Origin of the sequence: Rhodococcus sp. 15-649-2-2 (assembly GCF_002258645.1) — a bacterium.
Lineage (GTDB): Bacteria > Actinomycetota > Actinomycetes > Mycobacteriales > Mycobacteriaceae > Rhodococcoides.
The window spans coordinates 1-14,653 of sequence record NZ_NPFM01000002.1 but is presented as its reverse complement, the minus strand read 5'-3'; the positions used below and the strand labels follow the sequence as shown (position 1 = coordinate 14,653).

Below are 14,653 nucleotides of genomic sequence, written 5' to 3'. Positions count from 1 at the left end.
CTACCGCGGCCGGACCGAGAGCGTGGCTGGAGCCCACGGCAGCGGTGCGCCGCCGTACTTCGCTGCACGCACATCACCCGAGCGGGCGTGGCCCTCGAAGTACTCCACCCGCGCAGCTCTTCCGCAGAGGGTTCCGAGTTCGGTGCTCGCTGACTCCGAGGTGATCTCCTGATAGGTCACGGTCTTTAGGTACTTTCCTACCCACAGCCCTCCCGTGTAACGCGCTGCACCGCGCGTGGGCAAGGTGTGATTGGTCCCGATCACTTTGTCTCCGTATGAAACACATGTCTTCTCGCCGAGGAAGAGTGCACCGTAATTGCTCATCGATTCCAGTGCTCGACGCGGCGTGTCGGTCAAGATCTGCACATGCTCGGACGCAAATGTGTCCGCGAGGGCGTAAGCGGCTTCGATGTCGGCGGTGACGATCACCTGTCCGTGGTCCCGCCATGCAACACCTGCGAAGTCGCGTGTAGGCATGTCCGGCAGGATCGCGTCGATGTGCTCGATAACGCTGCGAGCGAGGGCTTCGGAATCTGTGATCAAAACGGCAGGCGAATCCGGGCCGTGCTCGGCCTGACTGAGAAGGTCCACTGCGACAATGAACGGGTCCGCATTCGAGTCGGCGACGATCAAGACCTCGGTCGGCCCGGCGAACAAGTCGATTCCCACCTGGCCGAACATTTGGCGTTTAGCCTCGGCAACGAAGGCGTTGCCGGGGCCGGCGAGCATGTCGACTTTCCGAATGCTTTCGGTGCCGAGTGCCATTGCAGCAACCGCCTGCACGCCACCGAGTAGGTAGATGTCATCCGCACCTGCGAGATGGAACGCGGCAACGGTTGCTGCAGGGACTTCGCCTCGGATCGGTGGGGTGCACGCCGTGACGTGTGGAACGCCTGCGACCTTCGCCGTCACGGTAGTCATGTGCGCAGAAGCGACCAACGGGTATCTACCGCCCGGTGCATATGCTCCGGCCGCGGACACCGGCAGATTGCGTTGTCCCAGATGGACACCCGGCGAGGTCTCGACCTCGAAGTCGTGCAAGGAATCGCGCTGATGCTGAGCGAAAACTCGGACGTTACGCTGAACGGTCTCGATGTCGGCGATGACCTCGGCAGGAACTGTCGAGATGATCTCGTCGATCCTCTCTGCGCTCAGTCTGAAGCTTTCCGGGCTCCACCTGTCGAATTTCTCGGAATATGCGCGGACCGCAGCGTCACCGCGGTCGCGGATGTCGGCGATGACCGTGGATACGGTGTCCGCGACCGAGGGGTCACCGGTGGTCGCGGTGTCGACCTTTGCGGGTGTCTTCAGATGAAGTGTGTCGGGCATGATTGCCGCCTTTCTGTGGTGCTGGTGGGTTCGGGAAATATCCGATGCGACGGTGACCGCGCTACCGTGCCTGCTGAACCGCTGCGTCTTCGAGGATGTCGAAGTCCCCGAGGTCGGGGCGTCTGACCATCTCCCAGTATTCGACGTTCAGGAAGGGCATGACGAAAATGACTCGGCCCTTGGAATTGCGGTAGTAAGTCGCAAATCCCGGATGGGTCCACACCGTCTTGGAGTGCATCGTATCGACGAGTTCGTTGTATCGGTTCGTAGAGTCTTCGGTAGCGCTGATAGCAGTGATGTTCTTGCGGAACATTTCGGCGAGAAGGTCACGGAGGTACCGAGCTTGAAGCTCCATGAAGTACATGAAGCTTCCGCTACCCGGTAGCGAATGCGGTCCACCGAGCATGAAGAAATTGGGGAAATGCGGAATGGAAACGCCGAGGTAGGCGCGGGGGTCGTCGTCGTCCCAGGCCTTGCTGAGGTCGAGCCCTCCCTCGCCGCGTACCTCGAGTGAACTCAAGAACCGTGCAGCCTCGAATCCTGTTGCCCAGATGACGACATCGACGTCGAGCTGTTCACCCGTGGACAATGTGAGTCCGGACCGCGTCACATCCGAGACGCCGCTCGCGAAAAGATCGACGTTCTCGCGCTTGAGAGTTCGATACCACCCATTGTCGAGGAGCATTCGCTTGCCGAAGGGCGGATAATCGGGGACGGCTTTTTCGATCAAATCGGGTCGTCCTTCCAAGGCGGACTCGATGTATCCCGTCAGGAATTCGCGCTGTCGGTCGTTTCTCAGGTTCACCGACCGTTCGGGGTGCGGCCATGACGGATCCACCCTGAGTGCGTCGATGATCTTGTCACCGTGCTGATAGAAGAGCCCGATCCAGTTCCACGCCCTGTAGAGCGGGAGATGTTGCAGGAGTGTGCGTTCGGCAGCAGGCACTTCCTCGCGGAACTGGTCGAAGGGTGCAACCCACTGCGGTGACCGTTGCACGATGGCCAGATGTTCGACGATCGGAGCGATCGATGGTGAGATCTGTTGGCTGCTCGCGCCTGCCCCGACGATCGCTACACGTTTGCCGGTGAGATCAAGGCCATCCGGCCATCTGTTCGAGTGGAATTGAAGCCCCTCGAACTTCTCTCGCCCCGCGATCGACGGTAGTTTCGGCTGGTTCAGCGAACCCACCCCACTGATGACCATGTTCGCGACATGGGTGTCCAGATCACCGTCTCGGTTTCGGGTGGTGACGGTCCATAGTGCGGTGTTGTCGTCGTATACGGCGCTCACGACCTCGGTCTCGAACGAGACCCCGGTACGGGCATCCAACGAGTCGAGCACGCCGTTGAAGTATTCGTATAGCTCGTCCCGGAGCTCGAAATGTCTATCCCAGTCTCGGTAATCGAACGAGAACGAGTAGAGGTGGCTCGGTGTGTCGACACCCGCGCCGGGGTAGCGGTTCTGATGCCACACGCCGCCGGCATCGGCACCCCGCTCGAACACGGTGAACTCGATACCGAGTTGCTGCAGTAAGTGGATGGCGGCAAGCCCGGAGATCCCCATTCCGATGACGATGGCGCACGCCCCCGCAGGAGGGGTGACGTCCGGCAATTCGTCCAGGTCGCCGCTGTCGGCGGAGCGCCGACGGAGTTCCTCGGTCAGAATCGCTGCGTATCGCCGGTCGATCGGTTCACCGAGGAAAAAGCTCGCGGCCTTCTCCATGTCGCGAACGTTGTGCAGATCCAGCACCGGGCGTCGGTGCGCTAGCAAAGACGCGATCGCGTCGACGGCTGCGTCGCGGACGACGCGTTGATCGGCCTCGGCAATATCGCCGGTCGGGCGAGGTGATACTCCGCGGAAATGACTGGGAGCGAATCGCGGTCCGATCCAGGACTCGTCTCCGGTCACCTGGTAGAGGACCATCAGCAGCACCGGCACCGAGGCTCCTTCGACCGCCTCGCGAACCTCCTCTTCTGTCAAAGCAGGTGCGCCGTGCGAGTCGGTCTTGTGATGCACCTTGGTCGTCGTATTGGTCATCGTTCCTCCGTATCGAGATTTCTCACTCAGTCAACATGATCGTTAACAACTCGTCAACACATGCGTTGAAAACCATTTCGTTAAAGCAATAGACTGTTAACGGGAGCGTTGACGACGGTGCGGGACCGGCCTAGTATTCGGACTCGGCCCGTAAAGCCCCGTCTCCAAAAAGAATCGACTTGGGACGATCTACGAATGCAAGGATCAGGTCCATGTACAACCAGTCCGTGTTCAGCGAATGCATGCCCCTCGGCGATGTGCTCATCCGTTCCGGCGAACGTTTTCCCGATCATCCCGCGTTTGTACTGCCGAACGAGACTCTGTCGTACCGGGAGATGACGGCCGGCGCGGTCCGTATCGGCCGCCTGCTCATCGCCCTCGGGCTGCGGGCCGGTGACAAGGTCGGCGTGCTTGCGCCCAACTCACGCGAATTCGTCGAGACCGCGTTCGGTACGGCGCTCGCAGGCGCAGTACTCGTGCCGCTCAACCCACGTCTTCGCAGTCGCGAACTGAGTTACATCATTGCCCATTCCGAGATTTCGGTCGTGCTCACCACGGACGCACTCGCACCCCGCACGGACTTCCGAACGGAACTGACTGCAGCTTTTCCAGGAGTGGCGACGAGCGACTCGTTGGGCCTGGCGCTCCACGAAGCACCACACCTTCGAAAAATCGTTATGTTGAAGGGTGAAGGGGGACCCGGGATCGTCGGTGCATCGGCGGTGGACGAACTTGCTCGCTCGGTGACCAAGGCCGACATCGAGGTGCGAAGACAACGGGTGCGACTGCGCGACGACGCCGTGATCATTTACACCTCGGGAACCACTGCTTCACCCAAGGGTTGCGTGTTGTCGCATGAGGCCGTGACACGAGGGCCCATCGGACGCACGGCGCAGGCCGTCCCATTCCCTGAGCCGCGTGAGAACAGGGTGTTCTGGTCACCGGCACCGCTGTTTCATATCGCGGCACTGCAAGGCCTGATTGCCTGTGTAGCAATGGGATCGACGTATCTGACCGACGTGTATCTCGACGGTGGGCGGGCGCTCGACATGGTGCGCACGTGGCGTCCGACCTCGCTGTGGCCGATGTTCCAGTCGGCGTTCGATACGTTGATGGACGCAGAGGGCTTCCGGGAAGTCGACTTGGAGGATGCGACGTCGTTGATCACGGTCGGCAGTGCCGACGAGATGCGCTTCGTCCAATCACGCTTCCCGAAAGCATTGCTCATCAACGGATCTGGAATGTCCGAGATGGCAGGTCACTTTTCGTTGTCCAAGCCTACAGACGACGTCGAATTGAGGGCGATCACCTCCGGGATGCCTGTACATGGGGTAGAGGTCAAGATCGTAGACCCGGTGACGTTGGATATTGTGCCGCTCGGCGGGCTGGGTGAGCTTTACGTGAAGGGCTACGCAATGATGACCCGCTACTACCGAGACCCGGAGCAGACCGCCGCCGCAATCGACGAGGAAGGTTGGCTGCACACCGGAGATCTGTTTCGCACGTTGAGTAGTGGGCATCTTCGCTACGAGGGCCGGCTGAAGGACATGATCAAGGTGGGTGGTGAGAACGTCCCCGCCATCGAGGTCGAGTCATATCTGTGTACGCACCCCGATGTCGTACTTGCGCAGGTAGTCGCGAAGCGCGACCGCCGACTCGACGAGGTGCCCGTCGCGTTCGTCGAATTGCGCGAAGGTGCCACTGCAAGTGCCGACGACATCATTGCCTACTGCAGGGGACAGATTGCGAGCTTCAAAGTCCCACGTCAGGTGCTCTTTCTGAGCGCCGAAGAGTGGCCGAGGTCGGCCACGAAGATGAACAAGAGGGCCCTCCGTGAGGTGGCCGCAACCAGTTCGTGATCAACGAATGTGTCGCCTGTCACGGTCGGCAACGCTAGTGATGATCGCATCGAAGGTCCCACGAATCAATTCCCCCGCTGCGGCAGTTGCCCGGCGCTTCTCTGAACCGAGGAATTTGCATGATTCAGGAATCTACGCCCGCAGTCGCTTTGATCGAAGAACCCACGGCCCGACGTCGTCTCTTCGGCGGAGCAGTCGGAACTTTCGTGGAATGGTTCGACTTCGTGACCTACGCAGTGACAGCACCGACGCTCGCACTGCTGTTCTTTCCGAAGTCCAATCCCTCTGCGGCAGTGCTGGGGACGCTCGCGATCTTCGCGGTCGGCTTCATTGCCCGCCCATTGGGAGGAGTCGTGTTCGGGTATCTCGGCGATAAATACGGTCGTATTCGCGTCATGGCATCAGTTATCTTGTTGATGGGCTTGGCAACCGGAGCAATTGGATTGTTGCCGACATATGCCAGTATCGGAATTGCCGCCCCCGTCCTTCTCTTGATCTTCCGGTTGATCCAGGGATTTTCCACTGGCGGAGAGCATTCCGGGGCACTGAGTTTCGTACTGGAATCGGCACCGTCGGACAAGCGAGCATCATGGATTGGCATTATCTACGCCGTGACCATTCTGCCGAGCCTGGTGCTCGGCTTCGGGATCATCGGCTTGCGTGGAGCGATCGGTGACGACGCGTACACCGACTGGGGTTGGCGTCTACCGTTCTTCCTCGGTGCACTTCTGGCTTGTGGTGGTCTCTGGATCCGCTTGCAACTCAGTGATCCTCAGGAGTTCGTCAAGGCTAAGAAGGAACGCGTAGCTGCGAGCAAGAACCCGCTCAAGACTGCAGTTGTCGAGGAATGGCCCGCCCTGCTGCGGGTGTTCCTGCTCCTTGCGCCCACGCTGATCGCGTACTACCTCGGGATCACGTACCTCTACACCCATATGGTCTCGAACCTTGGCATGAATCCGAACACGGCCTTGCTGGCCAACACGCTCGCAGGGGCCTCCATTGCGATTCTGGTTCCAGTCTTGGGGCGGGTGGCAGATCGTGTCGGCCGAAAGCCGTTGATGTGGGCAGGCGCGGCTTACATGACGGTTATTGCGTTCCCTGCGATGTTCTTGGTCAATACCGCCACGTTCTGGGGTGCGTTCGGCGGCAGCTTGCTGCTCGCCTCTGCTACGTCCCTGTTCGTTTCCGGGTCGATCGTGACGATGCTCGAACTCTTCCGGACGTCGAGCAGGTACTCAGGGCATGGGTTGTCCTACGGAATGGGTACAGTAGTGTTCGGAGGCTTCACACCGATAATTGCTGGCAGCCTGATAGACGCGGTAAGTCCGTCTGCTCCTGCTGCAATGGTGGTCGTCGCGGGAGTCGTCGGCATGATTGTCCTGCGGTACACGCCGGAGACCAAAGACGTTGCTCTCGCCACCGCCACCTCCCGATCTGTCGTCGATTCTGTGTCCGACGGTGCAGGGAACACGAAGCCCAACTTCACTGCTGCATCTAATCAGTATCGACGTTAAGTCGGTTCACGTACCAGTCTCATTGATGCGACGCCTGGCCCTTTCGGATCGTTCCACTGCTTGGCCGAGCATTCGACAGGAGACCCTATCCGCCCACGGCGGTGAATTGTATAGAGCTGTGCCGTTGACGAATGGGGTCCCGCGTCGTCTTTAGCGGGCAGCCAGTACATCTCGAAAGATGGGCATCGCAGAGAACACATTCGGCCACCCGGCGTAGAACGCTAGGTGGGTGAGTGTTTCCGACGCTTGAGCTGGTGTGAGACCGTTGTCCAAGGCGCGGCCTAGGTGAAACGGAATCTGAGCTGTCTGGCCGGCCGCCACGAGTGACGCGACAGTCACCACGCTACGGTCTCGTGGCGTGAGATCCGGTCGGAGCCATAAGTCCCCGAAGAGAGTGTCCGTCGTGAATTCGACCACGCCGGGGGCTGTTTGACCATAATCACGCTGGACGCCCGCGGCTCGTTGCGCTTCTGCCACTTGATCCTGCTCGAGTAAGGTCACATCGCCGCCAGGCAGATCTGCGGCTTCGACTCCGCGTTGCTCGAACACGGGTCCGGCCACGCGAGCTGCTGCAAGACCATTCGGCCAGGAGCTGTAGAACGCAAGATGGGTAATTGTCTCTGATATCGAAGCCGGTTCCAAGCCGTTGTCCATCGCTCTCGCGATCTCGTCAGGCAACTCACCACTTTGATTTTTCGTGACCATCGCCGCTACCGTTATCAGACTACGGTCGCGCGCCGCGAGCTCCGTGCGTTGCCAGAGGTTATTCTCAATTATGTCCGTGTTGTAGTCGGCAAGGGCAGGCGCAGCTGTATCGATTGTCCCCTCGGAGGAGGTTCCCTCGGAACCGTTTTGTGATTCGCCGCCTGTCTGGCTGCATGCAGTCAAAAGTGACATTGTGGTGATTATTGCGGCGAGGACCCACAGTTTGAACCTGTTCATGGTGATCAACTTCTTCCGTACTACTCGAGCTGGTGGTTGTTTCCAGCGACGAAGTTTCCAGGGTGTTGGAAGGCTCGAATTTGTCGGGCTCGTCCTTCACGAAACCAGACAATTCGCCCGGCTGGGAGTCACTGGCGAGGGGTGTACTGCCGGGACACCTGAACTGCTGGAATCCTGGCGACCAGGTTTGAGGCTTGGCAGATCCCGGATAGTCGGACCACCGCGTTCTTGAACCCCGGGCTGGTTGATTTCAGTCCATCTCCCAACCCCTCGATCGGTTGGTGGCGGTGGGTGCATTGGGCAGCGTATTCCGCCGTCGCGAGTATCTGAGCGACCGTGTCGATGGTGGCGGTCGTCTCCGAGGTCCTCGATCACCACCCTCGCGTTGAGCAGATTCGTCAAGTGATTGCGATTCAGGCACTCTTCGGTAGTTGGTTGTTGATCCCTCAGAGGCAGGTGCCTCCAGACTCGGTGGGTAGTTTTTTCGACGCATCCAGGGAAGGATGTAGGAGATGTCGACATCATCTCGGCAGAACTGTTGCAGCACATGCGAAATAGACTCCGTACCGTTGTCCGCTCCACGCATCAGCGGCGGACCGCCCCACAGCGCGGATGGCTTGTCGAGCTCGCCGGTCAGTCGTTTCGCGTCGACCGCCCCACAATGGTCAACACGGATTGCGGAAGTGCGTGGCGATCATCGACGCGATCTTGATCGCCTTACCATCAACAGTCGAATCGAACTGGAAGTTCATAGCGCACGCCGGTTTCGGTCTATCGGCTTCGATCTGCGGGCAGGAGTTGATGCCGGTGCGTCTGCGTGGATGGCAGATCTGAACCTGCGGATTCTCCTCGTTCCAGAGCGGGTGAACCTTCTTCTTGTTCACCGACAAGCCCGCAGTGTGCCTCAGGTGCGACGGAAGTCGTACAACGGATTGGAGATGTGTATTTCTGTGACGAGGCGCTCAGGCTGTCATCAGAACAGCAACTGGTCCGACTCTGCGATTCCATGTCGATGGGACTGGGATCGGTCAGCGTCCGTCTCAAGTTTGTCGCGAATGGGCTGCCGCGATGGAGGGGGCCACCCTAGGACGGCGGGCGAGCTTGCTCTACCCCCTGGATTCTCGATACCGGTCTCACGATAGGTATGGAACGATGGTCGGGTTGTCCAGCACTGTTCTGCGCGCGTGATGCCAGGCGCCAGTCAGTGGCGATTCCAGTCCGTAGGTGGCTAGGGTGATCTGGGGATTGAAGTGTGGCACCCTTTCGGATCGTGAGCGGATGAGGCCGTTGAGGTACGGCTCCAACCATGGAAACAACGCAGGGAGGATGCCGCCGAGTACGACGACGTCGACATCGGTGTAGTTGCTCATTGTTCCGACTGCAGATGCGAGCGCCTCGCCTCCACGATCCAACGCAGCATGCGCGTCGGCGTTGTTGGCCTCCAACAAATCGATCAGCTCCGTAACAGAGAGCGAACTGTCGAGGCCTGCGCGTTCCAGGAGCGCGTGGAGGCTGAGATATAACCCTAGGCATCCTCGGGCCCCACAGCTGCACTGCGGACCCGCCATGTCGACGCCCACATGTCCGACGAGTCCAGCCAGTCCATGCGACCCGCCGTAGATATTGCCTTCGATCACCAAGGCCCCGCCCACTCCCTCGCGTTGTGCGCTGATATAAGCCATCGCGCGAGGCCGAGTATCGCTCGGGTACGTGGCGTATTCGGCCAGGGCGCTCAGGCGCCCCTCGTTAATTACTTCGACGCGCCGGGGTTGCGCTAGAGCTTCTTGGAGCGGTGTTCGCACGTCGAACGCGCGTAGGCCCAATGGCAGGGCGGCCACGATGTTCGAGTCGTGCGCAACGATCGCCGGCAGAACAGCCACGGGATTCGCGATCCACGCATTGGTGGCGTGGTTTGCGCGTTCGATCGCAGAATCGAACATGTCCTTGAGCGCCGTAACGAAACCCGATCCATCGCCTGGTTCGGTGGTGTGGGCTTTGCGCGCGGACCACAGAACTTGACCCGCCATGTCTCGGACTTCGCCAGAAACCGATCTCGGAAATAGCTGGACTGCCACTGTGCGGACACGTTCCGGCGCAGGCATCAACAGCCTCCGCGGTCGCCCCCGTCGTCCTTGGACGTTGCCGGACTCGACCAGTAATCCCCGTGCAATCAAGTCCTCCACCATGGTGGTTACAGTCCCGCTGACCAAGCCGGTCCGCTCGCGCAGCTCCATACGCGCGCACGGCGCGTTGTCGACGGCGGCGGCCATCACCAGAGACAAGTTGTGTCGGCCGACGTCTGAGGATAGTGCGGGAGAACCTGTCATGGATTCCTATTGTCCGCTACGTCTGCTGCAGGGTCGTAGAGAGGCCGACGCGGATTCGAAGTCCACAGCCATAGGGCACGCGCCTGAGCGTATCGGCGATGCGTTCTCTTGCCGTTGGCTTACGTTTCGGATGGCCACCGGATTCGCCGAAGACGCAGAAACCAATAACAGTTATAGCCTGCAACAAATCGGCAATGAACTCTGAATTTACGTCGAAAAATCTTTTAGTCAATCGTTGACTTATTCACCTGAATCATCTTAGTGTCGTAGAGCACACCTTCGATGGTGAAGTTCCGGTGGACATCGACCCGCAGCCAACCAGGATTTATCGAAACCAGCTGTGCCGGAGATCAATTTGAGTCTCAGAATTCCGTTGCTGCCGAAAACGACAGAAGGAAGTAAGCCATGGAAGGCATCGTCTTTACAGGCAACCGCAGGGTGGAAATCCGCAATTTTCCGGTTCGAGAGCCCGGACCGGGCGAAGTAGTCGTCGCCGTACGAGCGTCCGGCATGTGCGGAAGCGATCTTCACGTTTACCGTGCCGCCCAGGACGGGGTCGACGGGGTCGGTCAAGCGATTGCAGGCCACGAGCCTGCTGGTGTAGTCCATAGTGTCGGGCCTGGAGTGGGAAACCAGCTCGCTGCGCCGGGCGACCGCGTTATGGTGCACCACTACATCGGTTGCACGACGTGCGACAGCTGCAGGTCCGGGTGGCCGCAGATGTGCACAAAAGCTCCGTTTCGTGCGTTCGGGACTCAGGAGCACGGTGGGCACGCTCCGTATATTGTGGTTCCGGCAGCGACCTTGGTGCCTCTCCACGACTCGCTGAGCTTCGAGGCGGGTGCGGCCATCGGATGTGGCACCGGCACGGCGTGGGGTGGCCTGGAACGTCTTGGCGACATCGGGGGATCGACACTGGTGGTCTTCGGGCAGGGTCCGGTGGGGTTGTCGGCGACGATGCTCGCGACAGCGAGGGGTGCACGTGTCATCGCCGTCGACCCAGAACCGGCCCGCCGGATTAGTGCCGAGCGGTTCGGTGCTGTAGCCACCGTCGATCCGGCAAAAAGCAACGCGTCGGACATGATTCGGAACTTGACCGACGGTGCGGGAGTACCGCTCGTACTGGAAACCTCCGGAAACTCCTCTGCGATCTCCGCTGGAATGGCCTCCCTGCGACCATGGGGAAAAATCTGTCTGATCGGTTTGGGTGCAGGCGAGGCACGATTCCGCGTGACCGATTTCTACCGAACCCAAGTGACAGTGATGACGTCGTGGACGATGTCCATCGTCCAACAGCGACAGTGCGCCGAATTCGTTGCGCGCGAGAAGTTGCCAATTGACGAATTATTCAGTCATCGGTGGCGTCTGAGCGAGGCTGTCGAAGCTTACGAAGAATTCGACAAGCAGAACGCAGGAAAGGGTGTGTTCGTGTTCGACAGACTGGATTTGGACGCCGAACGAGTCGGTGCCGAATCCACTGTTCTCGGAGGGGACCGATAATGAACACAATAAATCCACGTCGCCGCTTGATCGGAGGGTGTATCGGCAATGTCTGTGAGGTCTTCGACTACTCAATCTACGCTCTCGCCGCACCGGCGCTAGCGCTGCACTTCTTCTCGCGAGAGAATCCTACCGCCGCCTTGCTCGGAACCTTCGCAATCTATGCACTGGCCTTCTTTGCGCGACCAGTGGGCGGCGTTCTCTTTGGTTTTATGGCGGACAGGGTCGGACGCCTGAAGATATTGTCGTTGACCATTCTGCTGATGGGCGGAGGAACGGTCGTCACAGGTTTGCTTCCTACGTACGAAACAATTGGCATCGCTGCACCCGTGCTCCTCGTCTTGTGTAGGCTCCTGCAGGGACTTTCGATGGGAGGCGAATCGTCGGGCGGCTACAGTTTCATCGTGGAATCCGCACCTGACGGCAAACGCGGACGTTGGATCGGTTTTGCCGTGTGCTTCATCTACGTCCCGACTTCGCTCGCCGCAGTGTTTGTCCTCGGCGTCCAGGCCGCCCTGGGCAGCGAGGCTTATCTGGATTGGGGCTGGAGAGTGCCGTTTATCTTCGGTGGTCTCATCGCAGTTGCAGGGTTCTGGATACGCCGCACGCTCGATGATCCGGAGGAATACACTGCCGCAGTTGCCAATCAAGGTGACGCGCGGAGCACACTTCGGGAAGTAGCTGCTTCTAGGAAATCGATGCTGAGGGTGATACTTCTGCAAGTTCCACAGGCTGTAGGAGCCTACCTTCTCGTCGGCTACATGTTTACTTTCGTCGTGAAGACAGGTGGTCTCGACGAAAAGCCGGCTCTGTTTTCCAACGCCGCGGCAATCCTGGTCTTGGCAGTAATCGCAGTATTCTTCGGCTCCCTGGGCGATCGTATCGGTCGAAAGCCACTGCTCATCGGGGGCGCGTCGTGGCTAGCGGTGACCGCGTACCCGGCGTTCTCGCTCGCCGCATCCGGAACGCTGTTGGGTGCAATCGTCGGACAGAGCCTTTTAGCCATCGGAGTCGCGATCTTTGCCTCCGGTTACTTTGTCACCGCCGTAGAATTATTCCCGACTGCAGTGCGCGGCACCGGTCATGGGTTCTCGTTCAACCTATCCGCTGCCATCTTCGGAGGTACCACACCGCTCGTTGCCACTGCCCTAGTCGGCTCGTTCGACAGCCCGGTTGCCCCTGCGTTCTACGCGATGTTGTTGATCCTCACCCTCGGTGCAGCTGGCATCGCTATGACGCCGGAGACCAAGAACACCGACCTACGCACATCTCTGCAGCCGACTGGACCGACCGGGAGGATCTTTTCGTCCGACCGATCCACTGCCGACACAAACAGCAAGTAGACCGTAACCGCACCAGGCGCACGTCTAGGTGTTGAACGAATAACAGCGCACCACTGCGTAAGCAGAAGAGGGTGCATAGTTTGCTCAAACTCCGCCCTCGCCAGACGGCTCCTAGGTTCAGTCTGGTGAGGGCGGGCTGAGGAGCTGTAGGGCGAGCTGCCCGGTGATCAATGACCATAACACCATTTTTGCAATTCTCACTGGCGCAACATCATTGGATTCAGCCCGCCCCAAGCTTGCTGATCCCCACCCGATACGCCGATACGGCCCGAGCAACGTCAATCGTGGAAATGCTGGGTACACCAGCGGACTAAACACGCCCAAAAAGTCCCGACCCCACGATGCAGTCAGCGTGAACCGTCCCGGGTTTGATGCCGCTTCGTTCTTTGTGAAGGATGAAGCACATGTCGAAGCGTTACCCGCCCGAGCAACGTGAGCGTGCGGTGAAGATGGTCCTCGACCACCTCCACGAGTACAACTCCGTCTACGGCGCCTGCAAGGCGATCGGACCGAAACTGGGCGTCGGCGCGGAGTCACTGCGCCTCTGGACACGCCAGGCTCAGATCGATGCCAACCAAGCTCCCGGAGCCACGACCGAGGAGCAAAAGCGCATCAAGGAACTCGAACGTGAGAACCGAGATCTCAAGGAAGCCAACGAGATTCTGAAGTCGGCATCGATTTTCTTCGCGAGGGAGCTCGACCCTCGCCGCCACAGATAGTCCAGTTCATCGATCAGATGCGTGCACAGAACTACAGGGTCGAGTCGATCTGCCACGTGCTCACCGAGCACGGCGTACAGGTCGCCCCACGCACGTACCGCAACTGGAAGACCGCACCACCGTCCGCCCGCACGATCTCCGACGCCTACCTCACCGCCGCGCTCCGCGACACGGTCGGCGAACCGGAAGAGCTCTACGGCCGCCGCAAGATGTACCGCCACCTGCGCAGAAAGGGCCACAACGCAGCTGCCTGCACAATCGACCGCCTCATGTGCGACGAGGGTATGTCCGGCGTCGTCCGAGGCAAACGGCACCGCACCACGATCCAGGGCGGCAAGAACTCCACACGGGCCCCTGACCTGCTCGACCGTGACTTCACATCCGAGGCCCCGAATCGGAAGTGGGTCACCGACTTCACGTACACCAGAACGTGGGCGGGGTTCGTCTATGTCGCGTTCGTCATCGACTGCTTCTCCCGAGCGATCGTCGGTTGGCACGCCTCGACGGTCAAAGACACAGCGATGGTCACCACGGCACTGAAGATGGCCCTGTGGCGACGAGATCACGGTGGACACCGCGTCGGACCCGGCCTCATTCATCACAGCGACGCCGGCAGTCAATACACGTCGATTGCGTTCGCGGAAACGCTTGTGCTCGAGGGGATCGCAGCATCGATCGGAAGCGTCGGAGACGCCTACGACAATGCGTTGGCGGAGAGCACAATTGGGTTATTCAAGACCGAGGCGGTATCGAAGAGAAGCCCATTCCTGACCGGGCCGATGAAGACCATCGACGATGTCGAGTTCGCCACGATGGGATGGGTCGACTGGTTCAACCAACGCCGACTCCACAGCACCCTCGACTACCTCACACCGGACGAATTCGAGGAGGTCTACTACAGTCAAGAATCGGCACTCCACCCGGAGATGTTGCAAGCGTAGGAGCGGCAAGAAACCCGGGACGGTTCAGCAACCACAGCACATTGTCAATGGCCAGGTTGATGTCCCCGCTGGTGGCCAGGTGAAAGTCCCCGGTCCGTGTTGATGTTTCCGGTTTGTCAGGGGCTGTCCTTTCGGTGTTGT

General features: G+C 59.7%; 10 protein-coding genes. 6 read left to right on the top strand and 4 right to left on the bottom strand.

From position 1 onward, the window contains the following. Together hisD and CH305_RS00835 are read right to left on the bottom strand one after the other, a co-directional pair. Complete coding sequence (gene hisD / locus CH305_RS00840) at nt 1-1,329, bottom strand: histidinol dehydrogenase (RefSeq protein ID WP_179278134.1); 1,329 nt, start codon at nt 1,327-1,329, stop codon at nt 1-3. A gap of 61 nt (nt 1,330-1,390) precedes the next feature. Then, nucleotides 1,391-3,367, bottom strand: coding sequence for an NAD(P)/FAD-dependent oxidoreductase (locus CH305_RS00835; RefSeq protein WP_094702104.1), 1,977 nt, complete (start codon nt 3,365-3,367; stop codon nt 1,391-1,393). 212 nt (nt 3,368-3,579) lie between these two features. On the opposite strand from CH305_RS00835, the gene CH305_RS00830 reads away from it, so the two are divergent. Both CH305_RS00830 and CH305_RS00825 read left to right on the top strand, forming a co-directional pair. Next, complete coding sequence (locus tag CH305_RS00830) at nt 3,580-5,226, top strand: class I adenylate-forming enzyme family protein (protein ID WP_094702102.1); 1,647 nt, start codon at nt 3,580-3,582, stop codon at nt 5,224-5,226. Between the two features lie 119 nt (nt 5,227-5,345). Continuing rightward, nucleotides 5,346-6,740 (top strand): MFS transporter, encoded by a 1,395-nt coding sequence (locus tag CH305_RS00825; RefSeq protein ID WP_052047464.1) that lies wholly within the window; start codon nt 5,346-5,348, stop codon nt 6,738-6,740. A 150-nt stretch (nt 6,741-6,890) separates the two neighbouring features. Here the strand turns inward: CH305_RS00825 and CH305_RS00820 are convergent, their stop codons facing one another. Further along, nucleotides 6,891-7,682 carry a carboxymuconolactone decarboxylase family protein gene (locus CH305_RS00820; RefSeq protein WP_094702100.1) on the bottom strand — a complete coding sequence of 264 codons (792 nt, stop codon included), beginning with the start codon at nt 7,680-7,682 and terminating at the stop codon, nt 6,891-6,893. 687 nt (nt 7,683-8,369) lie between these two features. Between CH305_RS00820 and CH305_RS28850 the strand changes: the two genes are divergently transcribed. After that, nucleotides 8,370-8,516, top strand: coding sequence for a hypothetical protein (locus CH305_RS28850; protein ID WP_176460805.1), 147 nt, complete (start codon nt 8,370-8,372; stop codon nt 8,514-8,516). Between the two features lie 299 nt (nt 8,517-8,815). Here the strand turns inward: CH305_RS28850 and CH305_RS00810 are convergent, their stop codons facing one another. After that, a complete protein-coding gene (locus CH305_RS00810; RefSeq protein ID WP_179278133.1) occupies nt 8,816-9,709 on the bottom strand; it encodes an ROK family protein in 894 nt (297 codons plus the stop codon). A gap of 705 nt (nt 9,710-10,414) precedes the next feature. Here CH305_RS00810 and CH305_RS00805 point away from each other — a divergent pair. From CH305_RS00805 to CH305_RS00795, 3 genes are all read left to right on the top strand, one after another. Then, nucleotides 10,415-11,509 carry a zinc-binding dehydrogenase gene (locus tag CH305_RS00805; RefSeq protein WP_094702096.1) on the top strand — a complete coding sequence of 365 codons (1,095 nt, stop codon included), beginning with the start codon at nt 10,415-10,417 and terminating at the stop codon, nt 11,507-11,509. Further along, the gene (locus tag CH305_RS00800; RefSeq protein WP_052047827.1) at nt 11,509-12,852 is read left to right on the top strand and encodes an MFS transporter; all 1,344 of its coding nucleotides are present in this window, start codon (nt 11,509-11,511) and stop codon (nt 12,850-12,852) included. The genes CH305_RS00805 and CH305_RS00800 overlap by 1 nt, the downstream gene beginning before the upstream one ends. 404 nt (nt 12,853-13,256) lie before the next feature. Continuing rightward, nucleotides 13,257-14,512 (top strand): IS3 family transposase gene (locus tag CH305_RS00795; RefSeq protein ID WP_094702135.1). Its coding sequence is split into 2 segments (ribosomal slippage): nt 13,257-13,530 and nt 13,530-14,512, totalling 1,257 coding nucleotides; the frame shifts between segments, so codons are not numbered across the junction. Nucleotides 14,513-14,653: the final 141 nt, after the last annotated feature.

Bases quoted from the DNA above. Each gene is read 5' to 3' on its own strand.
- hisD (WP_179278134.1), bottom strand. From the start codon at position 1,329: ATGCCCGACACACTTCATCTGAAGACACCCGCAAAGGTCGACACCGCG.
- CH305_RS00835 (WP_094702104.1), bottom strand. From the start codon at position 3,367: ATGACCAATACGACGACCAAGGTGCATCACAAGACCGACTCGCACGGC.
- CH305_RS00830 (WP_094702102.1), top strand. From the start codon at position 3,580: ATGTACAACCAGTCCGTGTTCAGCGAATGCATGCCCCTCGGCGATGTG.
- CH305_RS00825 (WP_052047464.1), top strand. From the start codon at position 5,346: ATGATTCAGGAATCTACGCCCGCAGTCGCTTTGATCGAAGAACCCACG.
- CH305_RS00820 (WP_094702100.1), bottom strand. From the start codon at position 7,682: ATGAACAGGTTCAAACTGTGGGTCCTCGCCGCAATAATCACCACAATG.
- CH305_RS00810 (WP_179278133.1), bottom strand. From the start codon at position 9,709: ATGGCGGGTCAAGTTCTGTGGTCCGCGCGCAAAGCCCACACCACCGAA.
- CH305_RS00805 (WP_094702096.1), top strand. From the start codon at position 10,415: ATGGAAGGCATCGTCTTTACAGGCAACCGCAGGGTGGAAATCCGCAAT.
- CH305_RS00800 (WP_052047827.1), top strand. From the start codon at position 11,509: ATGAACACAATAAATCCACGTCGCCGCTTGATCGGAGGGTGTATCGGC.